Genomic DNA, 18,699 nt, shown 5'->3' with positions numbered 1-18,699 from the left:
CCGGCCGACGCCGGAAATCTGCCCGACACGTTCGGCCGCCGGAAAGCACGCAGTGACGGAACGCGATACGTCCGGGATCAGTGGCGACGGTGCGGGACGAACGGCGAGGCTACGGGGACGAGTCGCGCGGCACGCGGCCGTTCGGCTACGCGGACACGGCGGCAGGAGGAATTGCCGTTTCGTCTGGCGGATAGGTTTCCGGAATTACAGTGGTATCCCTCACCACAACGCAACGCGTTCACGCGTACTGCGCAATGCCGTGGCCAAATGACCAGTTTTCCTTTGCGACCTCGACGAGGTTGATCACGACATCATCCGGGCGACCTTGCAACTGCGCCTGGTATTCCTCGACGATTCGCTTGTAGAAGGCCTTCTTGAGCTCGACCGAGCGGCCGGTGTTGAGCGTGATCTGAATTAAGACGAGATCGTCGCTGTAGTGATTGCCCAGATAACTGTCGGCATGGTTCAGGTCGGCGCGGTCGTGCTCCGTGATGACCTGGAATTTATCGTCCTTCGGCACGTTGATCAGCTCGATCATGGCGTCATAGACGATCTCACCCAATTTCTTCCGATACTCGGGCGACTTGCCCTTCCTGAGATCGATGCGAACGAATGGCATGGTCGTACTCCTCTTCCGGGTTGTGGTTCTAGGGCGCGATCGTTGCGACCTATCTAGCGGCCGACCTTGAAGGCCTCACGTCCGGCGCCGTGATCTTGAACGTGATCTTGAAGATGGCGTTTCGGACCGACGTCCTTTGAAGCCGCTTTTGCATGGACAAGACTCAATATCACTCCTCCGGCCCCGGCGAGCCGCATTGAACTCGCCCGTTCCGCCCGCCATGTGTGGGGGACCGCTTGGAGCAAAACAATGAAGAAGCTTCTCACGTGTGTGGCGGCCGTGGGCTGCCTGGTCGCCCTCCACTCCATCGCGCAGGCCCGCTCCGCATTCGACGGCTCCTGGGATCTCGTTTTCGTGACGCAAAGAGGCACTTGCGATCCGACCTATAATTTCACCGTCAACATCACCAACGGAATAGTTACACATCCGAACTTAATCAGGTTCAGAGGCTACGTGGCGCGTTCGGGCGCAGTTCGGGCGTCGGTAACAGTCCAGGACAAATTCGCGTCCGGCTCAGGCCGGCTCTCCAGTAATTCTGGCCGCGGGAGGTGGAGTGGCCATTCAGGAACCGCACGTTGCTCAGGCTATTGGACTGCGCAGCGAAATTGAGGCGCTAAGCCCAGCCTGGAGCTGGCCGTAAGGAGCCGAGGACGGTGCCGCGCCGAAGAACCCTGCTTTGAACAGGTTCCTCAACTCTTTGGCGTCCTTGGCTTTACGAAGATCACTCGTCTTCCACAAACAACCCCTTGCCATGGACGTACCAGTTTGCGCGCGACGCCCAATGTACGTGCCGGTCAGGTGTCACGCCAAGCGGATCATCGAAGGCGCCCGCGTAGATGATCACCTCACGGCCGCTGCGCATCAGATGCTGCATCGGGCGCGTTACTGCGCAACTGGTGTGCCGGCCGGGACATGAGCGCCCGACGCAATCCATTGGTCGTAGGTCTGGAACTTCACGCCGAGCATGTCGTACGAAACTCGCAGGTAGCCGTCGCTGCCGCGCAGCACCGCGGTGGGCATAATCGTCTGCACTTCCTGCGCCATCACGCCGACATGGGATTTGTTGCCGCCGTTGTAGGTGAAGCGATAGAAGCCGAGGCCGTTTTCGAGGTGACCGATCAGGAAGATGTCGTGCTTGAGCATCATGTCCGATCGCCGGACGACACGCCGGGTGGTCCGCCGTGCAACACCTCGCACGCCGACTACTGGTGCGACGACGGGCCCGACAACAGGTCGGGCGACGCAGCCTGCGCGGTAGACACCAGCGGCACAATAGACAACAGCATTTGCCTCGGGTGTCTCGATGGCCATGGTTGCGGAGAAGGCGGTAATGCCGAGCGCAGCGAGGAGGAACGAGCGCATCATTGTCTCCTTCGTTCAATTGTTGCTCGCAAAGGAATAAAGAATAGGATCAGATTTTCGCCCGGCGAGCAATTGTTCTCCGGGGCGATACCTTCCGCGCCTCAATTCACTATCCCCGCATCGCCAGATTGCGACAGAGATGCAGACTAACTATCGTCGCTGGCCCTCCCGGACAGGTTGTGCTAAAGAGCAAATACTTTGGGGTGCCGCATTGCAAGCGAAAGAGGCTCCTCAAGCGGCGCACCTTCAATTGCGCAATAGCTCTGTTTCTAGCGACCTTGTTTTGAGTCCTGCAGACGCCACGCAGCGTTTAATGCAGCTGGTCATGCACGTCCTCCTGCAAGCAATGCACGCCCTCGCGTTGGATCGAGAATGCTTCAATCAAAACCGCCGCGAGCTGTTTGAACGCATCTGGCATCGGCTTTGCTGCCCTTCTTCGTGTTGAATTCCCGCGGCGCCACGCAGCAAGGCAATACGCTGAGACCTTCAAATGTTCAGACCCTCGAACGCGATCATTCCGACGGTAATCATCGTGAATTGAACGAGGTCGCAAATCAGAGGTCGCCAAATCAGAAGAGGAGGATTCGACATGTTTCGGGGAATTCTGACGCTGACAATTTCTCTTTGCCTCGGCGCGGCGGCCGCGCCTGCCGCGCGGGCGGAGGGCGCTGCACCGGCCATCACTGAACAAGAAGCGCATGCCATCGCGGTGGATGCCTATGTCTACTTTTACTCGCTGATGTCGATGGACGTCTCGAGAAAGCAATTCACCAACGGCACGACCGATTTCAGAGGTCCGATGAATACCTTTGTCAACGTGCCGGAATACCCCCCTGCCAATTTCAAGGGCGTGGTGCGATCGAACTTCGACACGCTGTATTCCGTCTCCTGGCTGAACATGACCAAGGAGCCCGTCGTCATCTCCGCACCGGATACAAATGGGCGCTACTATCTGCTGCCGATGCTCGACATGTGGACCGACGTCTTCGCATCGCCCGGCTGGCGAACGACGGGCACCAGGACCGGCACGTTCCTGATCACGCCCCCGGGCTGGCGGCCCGATCTGCGCGACAAGTTCGCGGAAGAATTCAAGCTACCGAGCGACACCCAGCGCATCGAAGCGCCGACGCCCTATGTTTGGGTGATCGGCCGCACCAAGACGGATGGCCCGCCGGACTACGATGCGGTCCATAAGATTCAGGCCGGTTACAAGGTCACGCTCCTTTCCGAGTATGGCAAGACACCCAAGCCGGTCGAGTTCACGCCGGACCCAAGCGTCGACATGAAGACGCCGCCGAAGGTCCAGGTCGATACCATGTCGGCCGGCGTGTACTTCGCCAGCGCCGCAGAACTGCTCAAGCTTCACCCGCCGCACGTTACCGATGAGCCGATCATCGCCCAGATGAAGAAAATCGGCATCGAGCCCGGCAAGAGTTTTGACATCGGCAAGCTCGATCCGGTGTTGCAACGGGCGCTGGAGACTGCCCCGCAAGACGGCCAGAAGCTGATGGCCTGGAAAGTGCCGACACTGGCGCGGATCGCAAATGGCTGGTCGATGAACACCGATTCGATGGGTGTCTACGGTAACTACTACCTGAAGCGTGCCATCGTCGCCCAGCTCGGGCTGGGCGCGAACCTGCCTGAGGATGCCATCTATCCGCTCAATCTCGGCGACGAGACCAACAAGCCGCTGGATGGAGCCAACAAGTACACAGTTACGTTCGAGAAGGGCGCTGCCCCGCCAGTCGATGCCTTCTGGTCGATCACGCTATACGACCCGGAAGGTTTCCAGGTCGGCAATGCGCTCAACCGTTTTGCCGTGAGCAGCTGGATGCCGTTCAAGTACAACGCAGACGGGTCGCTCGATATATTCTTCCAGAACGAAAGTCCGGGCAAGGACAAGGATGCGAACTGGCTTCCGGCGCCGAAGGGACCCTTTAATCTGACCATGCGCCTCTACAGCCCGAGGTCCGATGCGCTGACCGGAAAATGGAATCCGCCGCCGGTCGTGAAGACGCAGGCGGGAACGGTGGGCTTGGCCCAATAAAGTTGATTTGAGCGCCGGCGCTTTGCGCCGGCGTCCGACCGTACGAGCACAAACGTCCCTAGAAGACCGATCGTTAAAAGCGAGCGAGTTGATCCTCAGGAGCTTCAAATGTTGACCAAACGCGAACTTCTTCGCACTGCTGCGACGACGACGATCGCCCTTGCGGGGATAGGGTCCTTGCCGGCGTTTGCCCAGGCCGGCGCCGATCGACCGGGCTTCCTGAAGGCAAAAGACATTGCCGAAGCGGGCTTTATCTACGGCCTGCCGATCGTGATGAACTACGCCGTGATGTACGAGTACGCAGTTGATCGCAACTCCGGGCAGTTCAAGGCCCCGTTCAACCAGATCAAGAACGAACCCAACGTTTACACCTACAAGGATACCGCCGTCATCACGCCGAACAGCGACACGCCGTATTCGATCCTGTGGATGGATTTGCGGGCGGAGCCAATGGTTCTTTCGGTCCCGGCCGTGGACCCGAAACGCTACTACTCGATCATGCTCTGTGACGGCAACACCTACAATTACGGCTATGTTGGCAGCCGCGCCACGGGAAGCGAGGCCGGCGACTATATGGTTGTCGGGCCGAACTGGAGCGGAGCAACTCCGCCCGGGATCAAGAAGGTGTTTCGGTCGACCACGCAGTTTTCGGTGGCGGCCTATCGCACGCAGCTTTTCAATCCCGACGATCTCGAGAACATGAAGAAAGTCCAGGAGGGCTATAAGGCGCTGTCGCTTTCGGCCTATCTGAAACAGCCGACGACTGTTGCCGCAGCGACCGTCGACTTTCCGAAGATCGACAAGGAGCTCGTGAAGACGAACTTCTTCGAATATCTCGACTTCGCGCTCCAATTTGCGCCCGCTCAGGACAACGAAAAGGACATTCGCGCGCAGCTTGCGACCATCGGCGTTGGCTCGGGCAAAACCTTCAATTTCAAGGACCTTCCGATGGAGAAGAAGCTCGAAATCGGCCTGGGCATGAAGGAGGGCGAACGAAAGATCGAAGAGGCCGTCGCAAAGGCCGGCAAGGAGGTCAACGGCTGGCGGATCAGTTCGCTGTTTGGCGACAGCGCTTTCTTCAATGGCGACTGGCTGAAGCGGGCGGCCGGTGCAAAGGCAGGGATATACGGCAACGATGCCGCGGAGGCGACCTATCCGATGACGCGCGCCGACGTCGATGGTCAAACCCTCGACTGTGCCGGGCGCAACTACTCGCTAACGTTCCCGGCCGGTCAGCTGCCCCCAGTGAATGCGTTCTGGTCGGTGACGATGTACGACGGCAAGACGCAGTTGCTGATCGAAAACCCGATCAACCGCTATCTCATCAACTCGCCGATGCTGCCCGCAATGAAGACGAACGTCGACGGGTCGCTGACAATCTATATCCAGAACAAATCGCCCGGTGCCGACAAGGAAGCCAACTGGCTGCCGGCTCCTGACGGCCCGGTTTACCTGGCGATGCGGCTCTACTGGCCGAAGGCCCAAGCACCGTCGATCCTGCCTCCGGGCGAAGGGATGTGGCAGCCGCCGGGCGTGAAGCTGGCCTTGTAGAGATAGTGGGATGGGAGGCGTGAAGTGAAATACCTCGTCCTCCTCGCCTGCGTTGCTGCCATGCGATCTCCAGCCAATTGGGGCAGACAAATGACGCGCGACACATCCAAATGGAAATCTCGCAAATGGAAATCTCGGCGCTGGCTCACCCACTCAGGTCTCAGTGCTGCAATGGTGCTGCTCGGCTGGATGTCCGAGGCGGCATACGCGGATGAGAGCGGTGTTTCGTACTGGCTCCCGGGCCGGTTCAGCAGCCTCGCGGCAACGCCCGGGGTGCCGGGCTGGTCCATGGCCGAGGTCTATTATCATACCTCCGTATCGGCATTCGGCGCCGCAGCTGCGGCACGAGAGGTTCAGATCGGCAGATTCCCTGCCACGGTGAACGTCGACCTGAATCTTCGCCTCAATGCGCAGGCCGATCTGGTACTTCTCAACCCTACCTACACGTTCGCGACGCCGGTGCTGGGCGGACAATTGGCGATCGGCATGACCGGCCTGTTCGGTCGATCCAGTGCCGACCTCAACGGCACGCTTACAACCGGTTTCGGACCATTCGCAGCAACCCGGATGGGCAGCTTTGGCGATTCGATTACCTCGGTCGGCGACCTCTACCCACAGCTGACACTGAAGTGGAACGCAGGCGTTCACAACTTCATGACTTATGTGACGGGAGACGTTCCCGTCGGCGCCTACGATCCAAACCGCCTTGCCAATCTCGGCATAGGCCACGGCGCCATCGATGGCGGCGGCGGTTACACCTACTTCAATCCGCAAGCGGGGCACGAATTTTCGGCCGTCGCGGGATTTACCTACAATTTCAAGAACAACGACACGCAATATCAGAACGGCACTGATTTTCACGTCGACTGGGGCGCTTCCCAGTTTCTCTCGAAGCAGGTCTTCGTCGGCCTGGTAGGATACGCCTATCAGCAGATCACCGACGACTCCGGACAACACCCGATCCTCGGTGGTTTCCGGTCGCGGGTCGTAGGCGTGGGCCCACAGGTTGGCTTTCTGTTTCCGGTTGGCGACATGCAAGGATATCTCAATCTGAAGGGATACGGCGAATTCGCGGCCGAAAACCGGCCGGCGGGCTGGAATACCTGGCTGACCTTTTCGATTTCTCCAACAGCGCCCACCGGCACAGTGACGCCGACGCGGCGAATTGTGACGAAATAGGTTCAGAAGACTAGCAGTTGGCAACGGCCTAGGCGGGCCTGGCCTGAATGCAACGGGCGCGCGACGCCGAGAAGGATGGCATTCATGTATAACTCGCGTACGTCAATCTTGCTGGCCGCGATTGTTCTTTTCAGCCCACTTGCGCGGGCACAACATGCGCCGGCAACGCCCGTCGCCTCCGAACAACCGCAGGAGATGCTGGCGGCGCAGATCCGCACGCAAGGGTTCGCATGTGACAAGTCGCTCGGTGCGGCGCGAGACAAGAAGCGCTCCAGGCCGGACTACGTGGTCTGGGTACTGAAGTGCAGCAACGCGACGTACCGGATAGCACGCGCGCCCGATATGGCCGCGAAGATCGAGCGCGTTCGATAACGGTCGGAATCTTCCCATCCGCTTGCGCTTCTGCTCCTCTCCGCATTGTGTCAGAGGACTTCCAGGTTTCTAGCTGTGAAGTTGCCAGCACCGTCGCCGCGCCGATGCTGTCCGGCTAATTCGCGCAGAGGCCGCTCGCGGAGCCGATCGTGCCATGATGCCATCATGCCCCTGTTTTGCCCGACGGGTCAACTGGATTTCGTAAAATCCGCATCGCGCCGCTTCGCTGAGCCGTTTGGCAATTCTGTCAGCCACTTGGCTACTGTGCATGGGGTTGTTTTCGACGTTTCGGTTTGCCCGCCTCACGGGGCAGCGCTCGTCGGGCCGTCAGTGACGCTTGAAATATTGCACGTCGCGCTCGTGCTTCTCGGCCGCCGCACGGCTCTTGAAGGTGCCGAGGTTGCGGCGCTTGCCGGTCTTGGGATTCACCTTGCGCGAATAGAGCCGGTATTCGCCGGATGCGAGCTTGCGGATCATGGTTGCGCCTCCTGCTTGACGTGATGTCAACGGCCCCTGCCCGCGCAAGTTCCTTTTCCAACCCGCCCGCAACAATCTCGCCTGCGACATGAAGTGAGCAGGATCGCTTTCTAGAAGCACAGCGTGGTGACGAGCTTGCCCTGCTTGTCCTTGATCGCGTAGGGACAGCGGATCCGCTCCAGCGCCTTCTTGGCGTCCTCGTCGCCGAGCGCGGCCGCACGCTCGTAATAGGCCTTTGCGGCGTCCTTGTCCTTTGGACCGCCGCGGCCTTCCTGCGCGAACGCGCCCATCCGCTCCAGCGCGCCGGGATGGTTTTGCGCCGCCGCCTTCTCGAACAGCGCGCGCGCCGCGACGTCGTCCTTCTCCCCGCCATTGCCGCTGGCAAGCATCAGGCCGAGCTGGTACTGCGCCTCCGCGTTGGTCTCGGCGGCCTTGCCGAGCAGCGTGCGCGCCTGCGCAGGGTCCGCGGGAGCGCCACCGCCTGCGCTGCCGAGCGCTGCGAGGTTGGAGACGCCGCGGGGGTTGCCGGCCTGCGCCGCCTTCTCGAACAATTTTCGCGCCTGCGCCTCGTCCTTCGCGATACCGGAGCCGTTGCCATAGGCGACGCCGAGCTCGACCATCGCAGCACTGGAGCCCTTGTCGGCCGCCTTGCGCCAGGCGGCGATCGCCTCAGCCGTCTGCCGGTTGGCCGCATAGGCACGCCCGAGCGCGAACATCGCGCGGCGCGATGAGCTTGCCGCCTGCTTGCAGAATTTGATCGCGGTCGCGAGGTCGGAGGCGGCGATGTCGGGCACGCCCTTCACGTCGGCCGGCTTGTCGGGATCGCTGGGATCGGCGGCGACACGGTCGCACAGGACGAGATCGGCCGATTGCGCGTGCGCGGCGACGGGCGCGGCAAGCGCGACGAGGATGGCAAAGAGACAGATCCGCATGGCCATCACGTTGCGTCCGCGTGCCGGCGATTTCAAGGCTCGAGTCCTGACTGGCGCAGCACGGACGCGACCTCCGGCGATGCCAGATAGCGCAACAACCTGTCGGCATCTTCAGCCCGCTTCGCATCTACCATGCATCCGGCGGAGAACACGGCCGGCGTCTGCAAATCGTGCGGGACCGGGCCGATCACCTCGATGCCCTCGACCTGCTTCAGCTCGCTGATCTGCTGCACGGCGAGGTCGGCCTCGCCGCTGACGAGCCGCTCGGCCGTAAAGCCCTGCTCGACGATGGTCGCCCTGGCGTCGATCTCGGCGGCAATGCCGATGCGCGCGATCAGCCGGGCGAAGTACACGCCGCTCGCACCGAGCCGCGAATAGGCAATGGATCGCGCCGCGAGCAGCGTCTTGCGCAGCGCAGCCTCATTGGCGATGTCGGGATGCGGCGCGCCTTTTCGCACGGCGAGGCCGACATAGGAGCGCGCCAGGTCGGCTGCACTGTCCGCGATCACCCGGCCCTCGCCGATCATCTCGTCGAGCCCTTCGCGCGTGAGGATCACGAGGTCGGCGGCCTCGCCGGCGCGCAAGCGCTTCAGCAGCGCCAGCGTCGGCGCGAAGTCGGCATCGACGTGAATGCCTCTCGCGGTCTCGAACGCGGAGGACAGGCTGCGCATCGCGCCCATCAGGCCGAGCGTCGAGAGCATGCGAATTCTTTCCATGGGCAATTCCCCGTAGCGATCAGGCGCGATGCATCAGCTTCAGCGCCGCGGTCAGGCGCAGGCTGCGCTTGCCGGCAAGCGCGGTCGCCTCCAGCACCGCCTCCTCGCCGTCATAGCTGCCGGAGAAGCCGATGCCGACCTCGTGGCCGCCAAAGATCGGATCGTCCTTGGCGAGCGTGTGCTCCTGGTTGAGGATCTGCCCCTTCCAGCGGCCGTTCGCGGCGGTGTAGCTGCCGAGGTAATAGAACGACGCATCGCCGCCGAGGATGCGGCCGCGGTTGAGCAGCATCACGCCGGTGAGCCCGCCGTCGACGCCGTCGAGCATGCGCAGGTGAATCGAGTAGAGGCCGTCGACGATGCCGGCCTCCCCGACGCCGCCGGCGATCGGCACCTCGTCTTCCGTGATCGGCGTCATCAGCGACTGGAAGGGCACGCCGGGTAGCTCCTTGAGCTCGCCCTTGAAACGGTAGAGATCGCCGTCGGCAAAACCCTTCGCGATCAGCGTCGCATCATCGGTGCCGGCCATGGCGCGGTAGGTCGGATCGGGGTTGTGGCGAACGGTCTTGATGACGATGTCGACGCCGTCCGCGGTCTTCTCGTAGGTGCCGATATGGGCGAACGCCGAATTGCCGCCGAGCATCGTGCCATTGCCGGCATGCATCACGCTCCGGCCGACGCTATCGCCGAGCTGAAATCGTACCTTGTAGAAGCCTTCAAACACCAGCCGTGTCCCCGGCCCCGCGCGCATCCTGCAGGCACTCTATCCCGATTTTGCCTGACATGGACAGGCCGGCATGGCCGCCAGACCCACAACAAGCGGTGTCATCGGAATGCAAAAATCCGCCGGAGCCTTGCAGCTCCGGCGGATTTAAAAAGCCAACCCGGGCCAGCCCCCAGCCCGGGCCGGGAGGATCTTTAAGCCGCGGCCTTCTTGTCAGCCGGGACGGACGCGATCGTCTTCAGGATCTGCGAAGCGATCTGGTATGGGTCGCCCTGCGAGTTCGGACGGCGGTCTTCCAGATAGCCCTTGTAGCCGTTGTTGGCGAAGGAGTGCGGCACGCGGATCGAGGCGCCACGGTCGGCAATGCCGTAGCTGAACTTGTTCCACGGCGCGGTCTCGTGCTTGCCGGTCAGACGCTTGTCGTTGTCCGGGCCGTAGACGGCGATGTGGTCCATCAGGTTCTTGTCGAATGCCGCCATCAGCGCCTCGAAGTACTCCTTGCCGCCGACCGTACGCATGTACTCGGTGGAGAAGTTGGCGTGCATGCCGGAGCCGTTCCAGTCGGTGTCGCCGAGCGGCTTGCAGTGGAACTCGATGTCGACGCCGTACTTCTCGGTCAGGCGCAGCATCAGGTAGCGGGCCATCCACATTTCGTCAGCGGCCTTCTTGGAGCCCTTGCCGAAGATCTGGAATTCCCACTGGCCCTTTGCGACTTCCGCGTTGATGCCTTCGTGGTTGATGCCGGCCGCGAGGCAGAGGTCGAGATGCTCTTCGACCATCTTGCGCGCGATGTCGCCGACGTTCGAGTAGCCGACGCCGGTGTAGTACGGGCCCTGCGGCGCCGGATAACCGGAAGCCGGGAAGCCGAGCGGACGGCCGTCCTTGTAGAAGAAGTATTCCTGCTCGAAGCCGAACCACGCACCCTCGTCATCGAGAATTGTGGCGCGCTTGTTGGTCGAGTGCGGGGTCTTGCCATCGGGCATCATGACTTCGCACATCACCAGCACGCCGTTGGTGCGGGCACCGTCCGGAAACACCGCGACCGGCTTCAGCACGCAATCCGAGCTGTGGCCTTCGGCCTGCTGGGTGGAGGAGCCATCGAAGCCCCAGAGCGGAAGCTGCTCGAGCGTCGGGAACGACGCGAATTCCTTGATCTGAGTTTTGCCGCGCAAGTTCGGAGTCGGCGTATATCCGTCGAGCCAGATGTACTCGAGCTTATACTTGGTCATTGAGCCTCTCTGTAGATGATGCGAAAGGTGGGGTTGAGAGCCCCCGCACGTTTGTACCCGGCCATCATCGGCCGGCGCTTTACAAGCATTTAACGTGCCAAAAGGCCGCAGCGCGGGAGGTTGTCCACCGCGACCGGAACCGGCCCGCCACCGCAAAGCCGTCCACAGCGACCTGCGTCATAGCCGCGCACCTTCGCGTGAAGCTGCAGTGCAAAAGTCCCGCGGAAAACGCCTGATTCTGGAGCACGCGGGCCCCTGCCGCAGGCTGCCGATGAAACGCGCATCAACGTCCGGCAACTTTCGCAAAGCCCCGATCCCTGCCTAGCAACCTTTGGAATGGCCCACGCGTTAGTCACCAACACGCTGCCTTGGGGGGTGCAGACGGTCGACTGCCCACAAAATAGGCGAGAGCTGATTTCGTTTTCAGCACTTTCCAATTCGGGATGCGCGGTCGATATGGGGAGTCCAGTAACCACAATCGAACGAGTCGGGCGCACCATGGAGGCCAAGGCGCTTCGACCGAGGAGCAAATCGAAATGATGAACAATGGACTGAGTCACGGATCTGCGAAGATCTATCAATTCCCCGTCGGGGGCCGCGCGGCTCTCGCCGGGCGCCGCTATGGCGACACCCGCTTTCCCGCCGATCACGCTTCGCTTCCCGCGAACGTCTCGATCTGCAGCGACAGCTGGTACCACCAGGACGCGGTCGACGAAGCAAAGCCCAAATGGGAACGTTAATGCCGGTGCCTTGTTTGAAACCGCCGCGCTCTTTCAAGCGTTCAGCGGAAGTTTGAGAAAGGGTCGAAACAATGAGGTTTCGACCCTTTTTGATTCCGCACATGATTGCGGGCTCAGATCACTGCGCAGGCCGTCACCGGCCGCATCAAATGCTTGACCGTCGTCGCCCCGATCTTGCCGACCGATGATTGCCCCCTGTAATGGTCCGTCGGCAACATAACAAAAAGAAGCTCCCATGTCGGACTCTCCTGCCCGTCACCTCGCTTTGCAAGGCGCCAGCAATTTTCGCGACCTCGGCGGTTACGCCACAAGCGACGGTCGCACCACGCGCTGGCGCCACATCTTCCGCTCCAACCATCTCGGCCAGCTCACCGCTGAAGACATCGCGATCGTGCGCGCACTCGGCGTCAGAAGTGCGTTCGACTTCCGCGGCGTCGAGGAGCGCGCGGCCGGCATCTGCGTCGTCAACGAGATCACTGTGCATTCGCTACCGATCGAGCCGACGGTGGTGGCTTCATTGCGCACCGAGCTCGCCAGGGGCGCGCTGACGGGACCGGTCGCGCTTGAGCTCATGCGCGAGTCCTATCGCAACTATGTCCGCCACAACACGCACAGCTTCCGCATGCTGTTTGGCCATCTCCTACAGGACCGCGCTCCGCTCGTGATCCATTGCACCGCCGGCAAGGACCGCACCGGCTTTGCCAGCGCGCTGATCCTGCATGCGCTCGGCGTGCCCGAGGAGGTCATTGCGGAGGATTATCTGCTGACCAATCGCCACTACAAGCGCGACGCGTCGAGCGTCTCCGATCTGCCCGCCGACGTCCTCGACGCCATCGGCTCGGTCAATGCCTCCTATCTGGACGCGGCTTTCGAAGCTGTCGGCCGCGACTATGGCGATGTCGAAACTTACCTGCGCGACGGCCTTAAGCTCGGCGCAGCCGAGCAGACCGCGCTGAAGGAGCGCTATCTTCAGGCGTGAGCGACGCCGGGCGCCTCACGCCGTCGGAGTTGCGGCCTTAATAATGGAATTGGTCAGCGCGAGCGATACCTGCATGGTACTCCAATTGCTCTGATGCAGCTTCAGATCATCCTCCGGATCCAGCAGCTGCTCGAACGAAGCGTTGTTTAGCACGTGCCAGTGGCGCATTAGCGCCCAGCGCTGGAACAGATTGACCTTGGCGTCCTCCGCCGCGGTTCGGATCGCCGAAACCATCTTCTCCGCAAGATCGGCGTTGTCGTCGAACAGCATGGCCGTCACGTATTGCGGGTCGATCAGGACAACATCCATGGTCAGGTGACCGCGCAGGAGCGCCAATCCCCCGATGATGTTTGCGACCACTTCGTCGAAGTTGAACTCCTTCTGGCGAAAGACCGCATTGGTTCCGATCTGCCAGAGCACCAGAGAAGGATTGTCAGCAAAGATATCGTCTTTGAACCGAGCCACTTCCAATGGCGCTTCTTGGCCGCCCTGGCCACGGTTGAACACGTCGACCCGGATGTTCGGATGCGGATCGTCATCCTTGTAGTGCTTTCTCAAATACAGCTCGAGCCGCGCGGGATAGGGAACGACATTGCGAAGTCCCGCAGTCGATGACGACCCCATCGCCACGACGCGCACGGGGCCCCTTCCGTTCAACGCGGCCCGGAAATTCTCCAGGGGATGCTTCAAATCAACGATCTCAGGGGGACAATCGACAGTCGGCAATTCGTCAGACATGAACCAAACCTCCGCGCCGCCATCTAAAGTTGCAGCAATCATTCAGCCTTGATGCCGCCGCCATTGCAAGTCCAATTCGCCTCACGCAATAGTCGGCGCGAATTGAGACGACGGAGAGTATCGTGCAAGGAAAAATCATTGTGGTGACCGGCGCGCTCGGCGCGCTTGGCAAGGTTGTCGCCGACGTCGCGCAATCACGCGGCGCGCGGGTCGCCGGCATCGATCACGCGCCCTCTCAACTGCCGGCGACGGCCGAGCGCATCGAGATCGGCGGCGTCGACCTGTCCGACCCGGCGCAGGCGAAGACGGCGGTGGATGCCGCCGCAAATCATTTCGGCAGGCTGGACGCCCTGGTCAATATCGCCGGCGGCTTTGCCTTCGAGACCGTTGGCGACGGCGACATCAAGACATGGCACCGCATGCATGCGCTGAACGTGCTGACGGCCCTCAACGCCTCGCACGCGGCACTGCCGCATCTTGCTTCTTCAAAGGCGGGTCGCATCGTCAACATCGGCGCCATGGGCGCGCTGCAGGCTGGCGCCGGCATGGGGTCCTACGCGGCATCGAAGGCGGGCGTGCACCGCCTCACCGAGGCGCTCGCCAACGAATGGAAGGGCAAGATCACGGTGAACGCGGTGCTGCCGTCGACCATCGACACCAAGGCGAACCGCGCCGACATGCCGAAAGCCGACTTCGCCAAATGGGTGACGCCGCAGGAGCTTGCCGAGGTGATCCTGTTCCTCGTGAGCGACGCCGCGAGTGGCGTCACCGGCGCGCTGATTCCGGTGAGCGGACGGGTGTGATCAATCCGGCACCAGCAGCCGCAGATTGCCCTTGAAACGGATGCTCTGCTTGCCCGCGAGCGCCATGCCTTCGCCATAGGCGGTCTCGTCGGTGTAGGTGCCGCTGAAGCCGATGGTGACGACCTTGCGACCCCATACGGGGCGCTCGTCGAACGAGGGCGAATGCTCCTCGTTGGTCAGCTCGCCCTTCCACTTGCCGTCGGCGGAGGTGTAGCTGCCATGGGCAAAGAAAAAGGAATCGCCGCCGCGCATGGTGCCGTCACGCAGCACCATAACGCCCTGATTGCCGCCCTGCACGCCATCCAGCATCTCGATCCGGATGTGATAAAGCCCGTTCCTGATCGTCATCTTCGCGCGCGCCCGCCTGTTCCGCGCGCAGGGGTATAGCTGGCTTGACCGCGTCCGGGCAAATGGGCCGGCCGCCCGAGTCCCCATCCGGGCTAAACTGGCCGCAACTGATTCTTCTTCTTCGATCGGAAACTCACTGTGGAAACCGCGCTCTATCTCCCCGTCAAACGCTTCCTCGAAGAGCTCGGCTTCTCCGTGAAGGGCGAGATTGGCGGCTGCGATCTCGTGGGCCTGAGCGCCGGAGATCCGCCGGTGGTGGTGATTGGCGAGCTCAAGCTCGCCTTCAATCTCGAGCTGATTCTGCAGGCGGTCGATCGCGCGCCGGCGGGCGACGAAGTCTGGATCGCCGCAAAGATGTCGATCCGCGGCAAGGGCCGCGAGAGCGACGCACGTTATCGCAATCTGTGTCGGCGCCTCGGCTTCGGTATGCTCGGGGTGACCGACAACGGCCAGGTCGAGGTGCTCGTGAAGCCACCGACGGCAGTCCCCCGCCGCGAGCCGAAGACGCGCTCGCGGCTCGTGGCCGAGCATCAGCGCCGCCAAGGGGATCCCGTGCTCGGCGGCAGCACGCGCGCGCCGATCATGACGGCGTACCGGCAGCAGGCGCTGACCTGCGCATCGGAGCTTGCCGCCGGCCCGCGCCGCGTGCGCGAATTGCGCGAGCGCTGCCCCGATGCCGGCAAGATTTTGCTTAACAATGTGTATGGCTGGTTCGAGCGCGCCGACCGGGGAATCTACGGGCTTACGGAGGCAGGACAGACGGCGCTCAAACGCTGGCCGCAGCAACGGGCTACGATCGATGCCGGTGTCGCGTCACCGCCATGACATCCGACCGGTGCATAGCTGAGATGCCACACCGATTTCATATTGCAATGCAGCATCTCAGGCACTAGGTATCCCGGCATCAAAACGAGGCCGTTATGAACGCAGACTGGAATACCAAATATGGCACGCGGCGCGTGCGCCACGATCCGCCCACCCTGGACGAGGCGATCTTCGCCGCCGTCGGCATCACCGACGACCAGGAGCAGCAGGCCGAGATCGCCGCAGCGCTGATGGGCATGCCGCTCGAAACCGTTCAGGCCGAGGTCAAGAAGCAGGCGCGCACCAACAGCCGCATCACTGCGACGCGCGTGATCGCCGGCGAGCAGGGTGCGCAGCGCTCCGTGGTGGTCGAACGCCGTGTCATCCGTCGCTTCGGCAACGACAAGCGCACCGGCACCTGAGCGCTCATTCCTTGGCTCCAATAAAACAGCGGACCGGCCTTGCCGGTCCGCTTTTTGATTCAGGCCTTTGAATTTCAGGTCTCTTGATTTCAGGCTGCGCGATTGCCGTACATGCTGGAGATCAGCTTCCAGCAGGTCGAGTTGAAGTTGAGAATCGCGCGGCCGGCCTTGAACGGCGCCGCTGCGAGCTCAGCGAGCTCGGCCTCGGGCGTCTTGCCAAGATCGATCGTGCCGGTGGACTCACCATGTCGGAACTGCAGATGCGCACCGAACTTCTTGGCGAGCGCCCGCATGGCGTGATTCTCCGCTCCCGTGGTGACGCGCAGGCTCTTGTAGCCCTTCCAGCGCGCTTCCGCGATCAGGCGGCTGAACAGCACGGTGCCGACGTTCTGGCGGCGGGCGGAGGCTTCCACGCTGAAGGCGACCTCAGGCAACGAATCGCCCTCCGGCGGATGCAGCTCGGCCGCACCACGAACCACGCCATCGACGATATAGGCGACGATCACGGTGCCATCCTCGGCGCAGCGGGCGGCGTAACGCTCGATGAAGCTGTCGTCGAGAAAACCGTTAAAGCGATCATGCCGGCTTTCGGCATCGAGCCTGAGCAGGTGATCGCGCAACAGCGGCAATTCTTCCTGCTGGATCAGGGTCCGCACATAGCCCGGAGCGGTGCGGACGGTGTCTTCAAGTACCACGTCAAAACTCCTCTTGGTGTCCCTCGAGGAGGCGTTCGAATCCCTAGGCCTCCAATATTGTGCGTCGCAGCAAATTTTTCAAGACGGGAACCTGCTCAAGTTTGAGGCAGCGAGAACGACTAATTCGTTAACAAAATCAAGCCTCCGTAGTCTTTAAAGGACCAGCTGGGTCTGGGTCACGATAGCGATCAGCTTGCCATCCCCGGTCTCCAGCCGAGTGGTCCAGACCTGGGTCCGCCGGCCCCTATGGACCGGCGTGGCAATGGCGACGACCGTGGTTCCCTCCTTCGCCCCGCCGATGAAATTGGTCTTGCTCTCCAGGGTGGTCGTGCCCTTTGCGTCCTCCGGCAGGTTGATCACGGTTGCGGCTGCGCCGACGGAATCGGCGAACGCCATCACCGCGCCGCCGTGGACGGTGTGATGCAGGGTACAGAGATCGGGCCTGACAATCATCCGTGCCACCACGCGATCCTTCTCCGCTTCGACGAACTCGACGCCCTTGAGCTCGGCAAACGGCATCTTCATCGCTTTAACTTTCTCAAGCGGCGTCATCGGATCTCCTCCCAATTCGTTCTGTTCTCAAGGTGAAATGCACAGTGCGGCAAAGCAATGACGCCCGAGGTAATGGTTATCGTGACACGGCCGAGGCACTTGCTCATATGGTTTTGTCGCCGATCATCCTGCAACCGGGACCGGCGGCGTTGACCGACCGGCTCGCTACGCTTGCAATGACGGTTGAGGCAGCATTCGTCCCTCACGTTACCGCATTGACGACCTGATACTCCGCCCGCCGCCACACCTCGCCTGCGATTACGTCCTCGATGATCTCGGCCGCCTTCATGACTTCCGCCTCGCCGATATACAGCGGCGTGATCCCGAACCGCATGATGTCAGGCGCGCGGAAATCGCCGATGAGGCCGCGGGCGATCAGGGCCTGCATGGCGGCGTAGCCGCCCTCGAAGGCGAACGAGACTTGCGAGCCGCGGCACTCGTGCGCACGCGGCGTGACCAGCTTCAAGGGGGGGCAGCGGCGTTCGACCTCAGCGATCAACAGATCGCCGAGCGCCAGCGAGCGGGCGCGGACCTCCTCGACGTCAATCCGATCCCAGATATCGAGCGAAGCCTCCAGCGCCGCCATCGCCAGCACAGGCGGCGTGCCGACACGCATGCGCTCGACGCCGCCCGCGGCAGCATAGCCAAGCTCAAATGCGAAGGGCTTTGCGTGCCCCATCCAGCCGGACAGCGCGGTGCGTGCGCTGTCGGCGTGACACGGGGCGACATAGAGGAAAGCCGGCGCGCCCGGGCCGGCATTGATATATTTGTAGGTGCAGCCGGCCGCAAAATCGGCACCACAGCCGGCGAGATCGACCGGCAGTGCGCCGGCCGAGTGGGCGAGATCCCAGACCGTGACGATGCCAAGCTCATGCGCCTTTGCGGTCAGCTTCGCCATGTCGTGACGGCGGCCGGTGCGGTAGTCGACCTCGGTGATGTACAGCACCGCAATCTCTTCCGACAGCGCGGCCTCGACCTCCTCGGGCGCCACCAGGCGCAATTGATGGCCTCGCCCGAGCGTCGCGATCAGGCCTTCGGCCATGTAAAGATCGGTCGGGAAATTGCCGGTGTCCGACAGGACGCCCTTGCGCGATGCATTCATGTCGAGCGCGGCGGCGAGCGCTTGATAGACTTTGAGCGACAGCGTGTCGCCGACCATGACCGACCCCGCCTTCGCGCCGATCAGCCGCGCGATGCGGTCGCCAACGTGGCGCGGCTGCGCATACCAACCGGCGCTGTTCCAGGCGCGGATCAACTCGTTGCCCCACTCCGCCATAATGACGCGGTTGACGCGCTCGGCGACGCCAAGCGGCAATGCACCGAGCGAATTGCCGTCGAGATAGATCACGCCGTCAGGGAGATGAAAGAGCGCCTTGGTGTCGTCGTAGACGCGAAGCCTGGTCATGGACACAT

Annotated in this window: 23 protein-coding genes; 9 read left to right on the top strand and 14 right to left on the bottom strand. The window is 62.1% G+C overall.

All coding sequences use genetic code 11. From position 1 onward, the window contains the following. Positions 1-238: 238 nt before the first annotated feature. The 3 genes from ABID59_RS05045 to ABID59_RS05035 all read right to left on the bottom strand — a co-directional run bounded on the left by ABID59_RS05045 (position 239) and on the right by ABID59_RS05035 (position 1,984). The gene (locus ABID59_RS05045; RefSeq protein WP_354082637.1) at positions 239-619 is read right to left on the bottom strand and encodes a tautomerase family protein; all 381 of its coding nucleotides are present in this window, start codon (positions 617-619) and stop codon (positions 239-241) included. Between the two features lie 721 nt (positions 620-1,340). Beyond that, a complete protein-coding gene (locus ABID59_RS05040) occupies positions 1,341-1,493 on the bottom strand; it encodes a GFA family protein (protein WP_246230022.1) in 153 nt (50 codons plus the stop codon). Positions 1,494-1,501: 8 nt separating this feature from the next. Continuing rightward, on the bottom strand, positions 1,502-1,984 hold the full coding sequence (locus tag ABID59_RS05035) for a tail fiber domain-containing protein (protein WP_354036166.1): 483 nt from the start codon (positions 1,982-1,984) through the stop codon (positions 1,502-1,504). A 586-nt stretch (positions 1,985-2,570) separates the two neighbouring features. Here ABID59_RS05035 and ABID59_RS05030 point away from each other — a divergent pair. The 4 genes from ABID59_RS05030 (at position 2,571) to ABID59_RS05015 (ending at position 7,130) form a co-directional block, all read left to right on the top strand. Next, positions 2,571-4,028, top strand: a complete 1,458-nt coding sequence (locus ABID59_RS05030) for a DUF1254 domain-containing protein (protein ID WP_354082636.1) — start codon at positions 2,571-2,573, stop codon at positions 4,026-4,028. Between the two features lie 108 nt (positions 4,029-4,136). Continuing rightward, positions 4,137-5,579, top strand: a complete 1,443-nt coding sequence (locus tag ABID59_RS05025) for a DUF1254 domain-containing protein (protein ID WP_354082635.1) — start codon at positions 4,137-4,139, stop codon at positions 5,577-5,579. A gap of 171 nt (positions 5,580-5,750) precedes the next feature. Further along, positions 5,751-6,758, top strand: coding sequence for a SphA family protein (locus tag ABID59_RS05020; protein WP_354083104.1), 1,008 nt, complete (start codon positions 5,751-5,753; stop codon positions 6,756-6,758). Between the two features lie 84 nt (positions 6,759-6,842). Continuing rightward, complete coding sequence (locus ABID59_RS05015; protein WP_354082634.1) at positions 6,843-7,130, top strand: hypothetical protein; 288 nt, start codon at positions 6,843-6,845, stop codon at positions 7,128-7,130. 327 nt (positions 7,131-7,457) lie between these two features. On the opposite strand, the gene ABID59_RS05010 is transcribed toward ABID59_RS05015, so the two are convergent. The 5 genes from ABID59_RS05010 to ABID59_RS04990 form a co-directional block, all read right to left on the bottom strand. After that, positions 7,458-7,607: a hypothetical protein gene (locus tag ABID59_RS05010; protein ID WP_084292415.1), complete on the bottom strand. Its 150-nt coding sequence runs from the start codon at positions 7,605-7,607 to the stop codon at positions 7,458-7,460. 110 nt (positions 7,608-7,717) lie between these two features. Continuing rightward, positions 7,718-8,539, bottom strand: coding sequence for a tetratricopeptide repeat protein (locus tag ABID59_RS05005; protein ID WP_354083103.1), 822 nt, complete (start codon positions 8,537-8,539; stop codon positions 7,718-7,720). A 32-nt stretch (positions 8,540-8,571) separates the two neighbouring features. Continuing rightward, positions 8,572-9,255, bottom strand: coding sequence for a substrate-binding domain-containing protein (locus tag ABID59_RS05000; protein WP_354082633.1), 684 nt, complete (start codon positions 9,253-9,255; stop codon positions 8,572-8,574). Positions 9,256-9,274: 19 nt separating this feature from the next. Continuing rightward, positions 9,275-9,976: a GrlR family regulatory protein gene (locus tag ABID59_RS04995; RefSeq protein ID WP_148753008.1), complete on the bottom strand. Its 702-nt coding sequence runs from the start codon at positions 9,974-9,976 to the stop codon at positions 9,275-9,277. A 194-nt stretch (positions 9,977-10,170) separates the two neighbouring features. Further along, a complete protein-coding gene (locus ABID59_RS04990; protein WP_148753007.1) occupies positions 10,171-11,205 on the bottom strand; it encodes a glutamine synthetase beta-grasp domain-containing protein in 1,035 nt (344 codons plus the stop codon). A gap of 536 nt (positions 11,206-11,741) precedes the next feature. Here ABID59_RS04990 and ABID59_RS04985 point away from each other — a divergent pair. Further along, positions 11,742-11,945 (top strand): DUF2735 domain-containing protein, encoded by a 204-nt coding sequence (locus ABID59_RS04985; RefSeq protein ID WP_080137849.1) that lies wholly within the window; start codon positions 11,742-11,744, stop codon positions 11,943-11,945. Positions 11,946-11,978: 33 nt separating this feature from the next. On the opposite strand, the gene ABID59_RS04980 is transcribed toward ABID59_RS04985, so the two are convergent. Beyond that, positions 11,979-12,182 (bottom strand): hypothetical protein, encoded by a 204-nt coding sequence (locus tag ABID59_RS04980; protein WP_354082632.1) that lies wholly within the window; start codon positions 12,180-12,182, stop codon positions 11,979-11,981. On the opposite strand from ABID59_RS04980, the gene ABID59_RS04975 reads away from it, so the two are divergent. Then, positions 12,181-12,924 carry a tyrosine-protein phosphatase gene (locus ABID59_RS04975; protein ID WP_354082631.1) on the top strand — a complete coding sequence of 248 codons (744 nt, stop codon included), beginning with the start codon at positions 12,181-12,183 and terminating at the stop codon, positions 12,922-12,924. The genes ABID59_RS04980 and ABID59_RS04975 overlap by 2 nt on opposite strands. 15 nt (positions 12,925-12,939) lie before the next feature. Here the strand turns inward: ABID59_RS04975 and ABID59_RS04970 are convergent, their stop codons facing one another. Further along, positions 12,940-13,662 carry an SGNH/GDSL hydrolase family protein gene (locus tag ABID59_RS04970; RefSeq protein WP_354082630.1) on the bottom strand — a complete coding sequence of 241 codons (723 nt, stop codon included), beginning with the start codon at positions 13,660-13,662 and terminating at the stop codon, positions 12,940-12,942. Positions 13,663-13,784: 122 nt separating this feature from the next. On the opposite strand from ABID59_RS04970, the gene ABID59_RS04965 reads away from it, so the two are divergent. Beyond that, entirely contained in the window at positions 13,785-14,465 is a 681-nt protein-coding gene (locus tag ABID59_RS04965) for an SDR family oxidoreductase (protein WP_354082629.1), read from the top strand. Here the strand turns inward: ABID59_RS04965 and ABID59_RS04960 are convergent, their stop codons facing one another. Next, on the bottom strand, positions 14,466-14,813 hold the full coding sequence (locus ABID59_RS04960) for a GrlR family regulatory protein (protein WP_354082628.1): 348 nt from the start codon (positions 14,811-14,813) through the stop codon (positions 14,466-14,468). Between the two features lie 138 nt (positions 14,814-14,951). Between ABID59_RS04960 and ABID59_RS04955 the strand changes: the two genes are divergently transcribed. Continuing rightward, positions 14,952-15,638 (top strand): DUF2161 domain-containing phosphodiesterase, encoded by a 687-nt coding sequence (locus ABID59_RS04955; RefSeq protein ID WP_354082627.1) that lies wholly within the window; start codon positions 14,952-14,954, stop codon positions 15,636-15,638. A gap of 95 nt (positions 15,639-15,733) precedes the next feature. Next, complete coding sequence (locus tag ABID59_RS04950) at positions 15,734-16,039, top strand: hypothetical protein (protein WP_354082626.1); 306 nt, start codon at positions 15,734-15,736, stop codon at positions 16,037-16,039. Between the two features lie 89 nt (positions 16,040-16,128). Here the strand turns inward: ABID59_RS04950 and ABID59_RS04945 are convergent, their stop codons facing one another. The 3 genes from ABID59_RS04945 to kynU form a co-directional block, all read right to left on the bottom strand. Beyond that, complete coding sequence (locus tag ABID59_RS04945; protein ID WP_354082625.1) at positions 16,129-16,734, bottom strand: GNAT family N-acetyltransferase; 606 nt, start codon at positions 16,732-16,734, stop codon at positions 16,129-16,131. A gap of 153 nt (positions 16,735-16,887) precedes the next feature. Beyond that, entirely contained in the window at positions 16,888-17,286 is a 399-nt protein-coding gene (locus tag ABID59_RS04940) for a PaaI family thioesterase (RefSeq protein ID WP_148753000.1), read from the bottom strand. 202 nt (positions 17,287-17,488) lie between these two features. Next, on the bottom strand, positions 17,489-18,691 hold the full coding sequence (kynU, locus tag ABID59_RS04935; protein WP_354082624.1) for a kynureninase: 1,203 nt from the start codon (positions 18,689-18,691) through the stop codon (positions 17,489-17,491). Between the last annotated feature and the right edge of the window lie 8 nt (positions 18,692-18,699).

This window comes from Bradyrhizobium sp. S3.3.6 (genome assembly GCF_040546905.1).
GTDB classification, from domain to species: Bacteria; Pseudomonadota; Alphaproteobacteria; order Rhizobiales; family Xanthobacteraceae; genus Bradyrhizobium; species Bradyrhizobium cytisi.
This window is presented reverse-complemented; position numbering and strand designations above follow the sequence as displayed.

What these genes read in the sequence shown, in the direction of transcription:
- ABID59_RS05005 (WP_354083103.1), bottom strand. Translation starts at nt 8,539, where the DNA reads ATGCGGATCTGTCTCTTTGCCATCCTCGTCGCGCTTGCCGCGCCCGTC.
- ABID59_RS05045 (WP_354082637.1), bottom strand. Translation starts at nt 619, where the DNA reads ATGCCATTCGTTCGCATCGATCTCAGGAAGGGCAAGTCGCCCGAGTAT.
- ABID59_RS04990 (WP_148753007.1), bottom strand. Translation starts at nt 11,205, where the DNA reads ATGACCAAGTATAAGCTCGAGTACATCTGGCTCGACGGATATACGCCG.
- ABID59_RS04985 (WP_080137849.1), top strand. Translation starts at nt 11,742, where the DNA reads ATGATGAACAATGGACTGAGTCACGGATCTGCGAAGATCTATCAATTC.
- ABID59_RS05000 (WP_354082633.1), bottom strand. Translation starts at nt 9,255, where the DNA reads ATGGAAAGAATTCGCATGCTCTCGACGCTCGGCCTGATGGGCGCGATG.
- ABID59_RS04975 (WP_354082631.1), top strand. Translation starts at nt 12,181, where the DNA reads ATGTCGGACTCTCCTGCCCGTCACCTCGCTTTGCAAGGCGCCAGCAAT.
- kynU (WP_354082624.1), bottom strand. Translation starts at nt 18,691, where the DNA reads ATGACCAGGCTTCGCGTCTACGACGACACCAAGGCGCTCTTTCATCTC.
- ABID59_RS05020 (WP_354083104.1), top strand. Translation starts at nt 5,751, where the DNA reads ATGGTGCTGCTCGGCTGGATGTCCGAGGCGGCATACGCGGATGAGAGC.
- ABID59_RS04970 (WP_354082630.1), bottom strand. Translation starts at nt 13,662, where the DNA reads ATGTCTGACGAATTGCCGACTGTCGATTGTCCCCCTGAGATCGTTGAT.
- ABID59_RS04980 (WP_354082632.1), bottom strand. Translation starts at nt 12,182, where the DNA reads ATGGGAGCTTCTTTTTGTTATGTTGCCGACGGACCATTACAGGGGGCA.
- ABID59_RS05015 (WP_354082634.1), top strand. Translation starts at nt 6,843, where the DNA reads ATGTATAACTCGCGTACGTCAATCTTGCTGGCCGCGATTGTTCTTTTC.
- ABID59_RS05030 (WP_354082636.1), top strand. Translation starts at nt 2,571, where the DNA reads ATGTTTCGGGGAATTCTGACGCTGACAATTTCTCTTTGCCTCGGCGCG.
- ABID59_RS04960 (WP_354082628.1), bottom strand. Translation starts at nt 14,813, where the DNA reads ATGACGATCAGGAACGGGCTTTATCACATCCGGATCGAGATGCTGGAT.
- ABID59_RS04940 (WP_148753000.1), bottom strand. Translation starts at nt 17,286, where the DNA reads ATGACGCCGCTTGAGAAAGTTAAAGCGATGAAGATGCCGTTTGCCGAG.
- ABID59_RS05025 (WP_354082635.1), top strand. Translation starts at nt 4,137, where the DNA reads ATGTTGACCAAACGCGAACTTCTTCGCACTGCTGCGACGACGACGATC.
- ABID59_RS05010 (WP_084292415.1), bottom strand. Translation starts at nt 7,607, where the DNA reads ATGATCCGCAAGCTCGCATCCGGCGAATACCGGCTCTATTCGCGCAAG.
- ABID59_RS05040 (WP_246230022.1), bottom strand. Translation starts at nt 1,493, where the DNA reads ATGCAGCATCTGATGCGCAGCGGCCGTGAGGTGATCATCTACGCGGGC.
- ABID59_RS04950 (WP_354082626.1), top strand. Translation starts at nt 15,734, where the DNA reads ATGAACGCAGACTGGAATACCAAATATGGCACGCGGCGCGTGCGCCAC.
- ABID59_RS05035 (WP_354036166.1), bottom strand. Translation starts at nt 1,984, where the DNA reads ATGATGCGCTCGTTCCTCCTCGCTGCGCTCGGCATTACCGCCTTCTCC.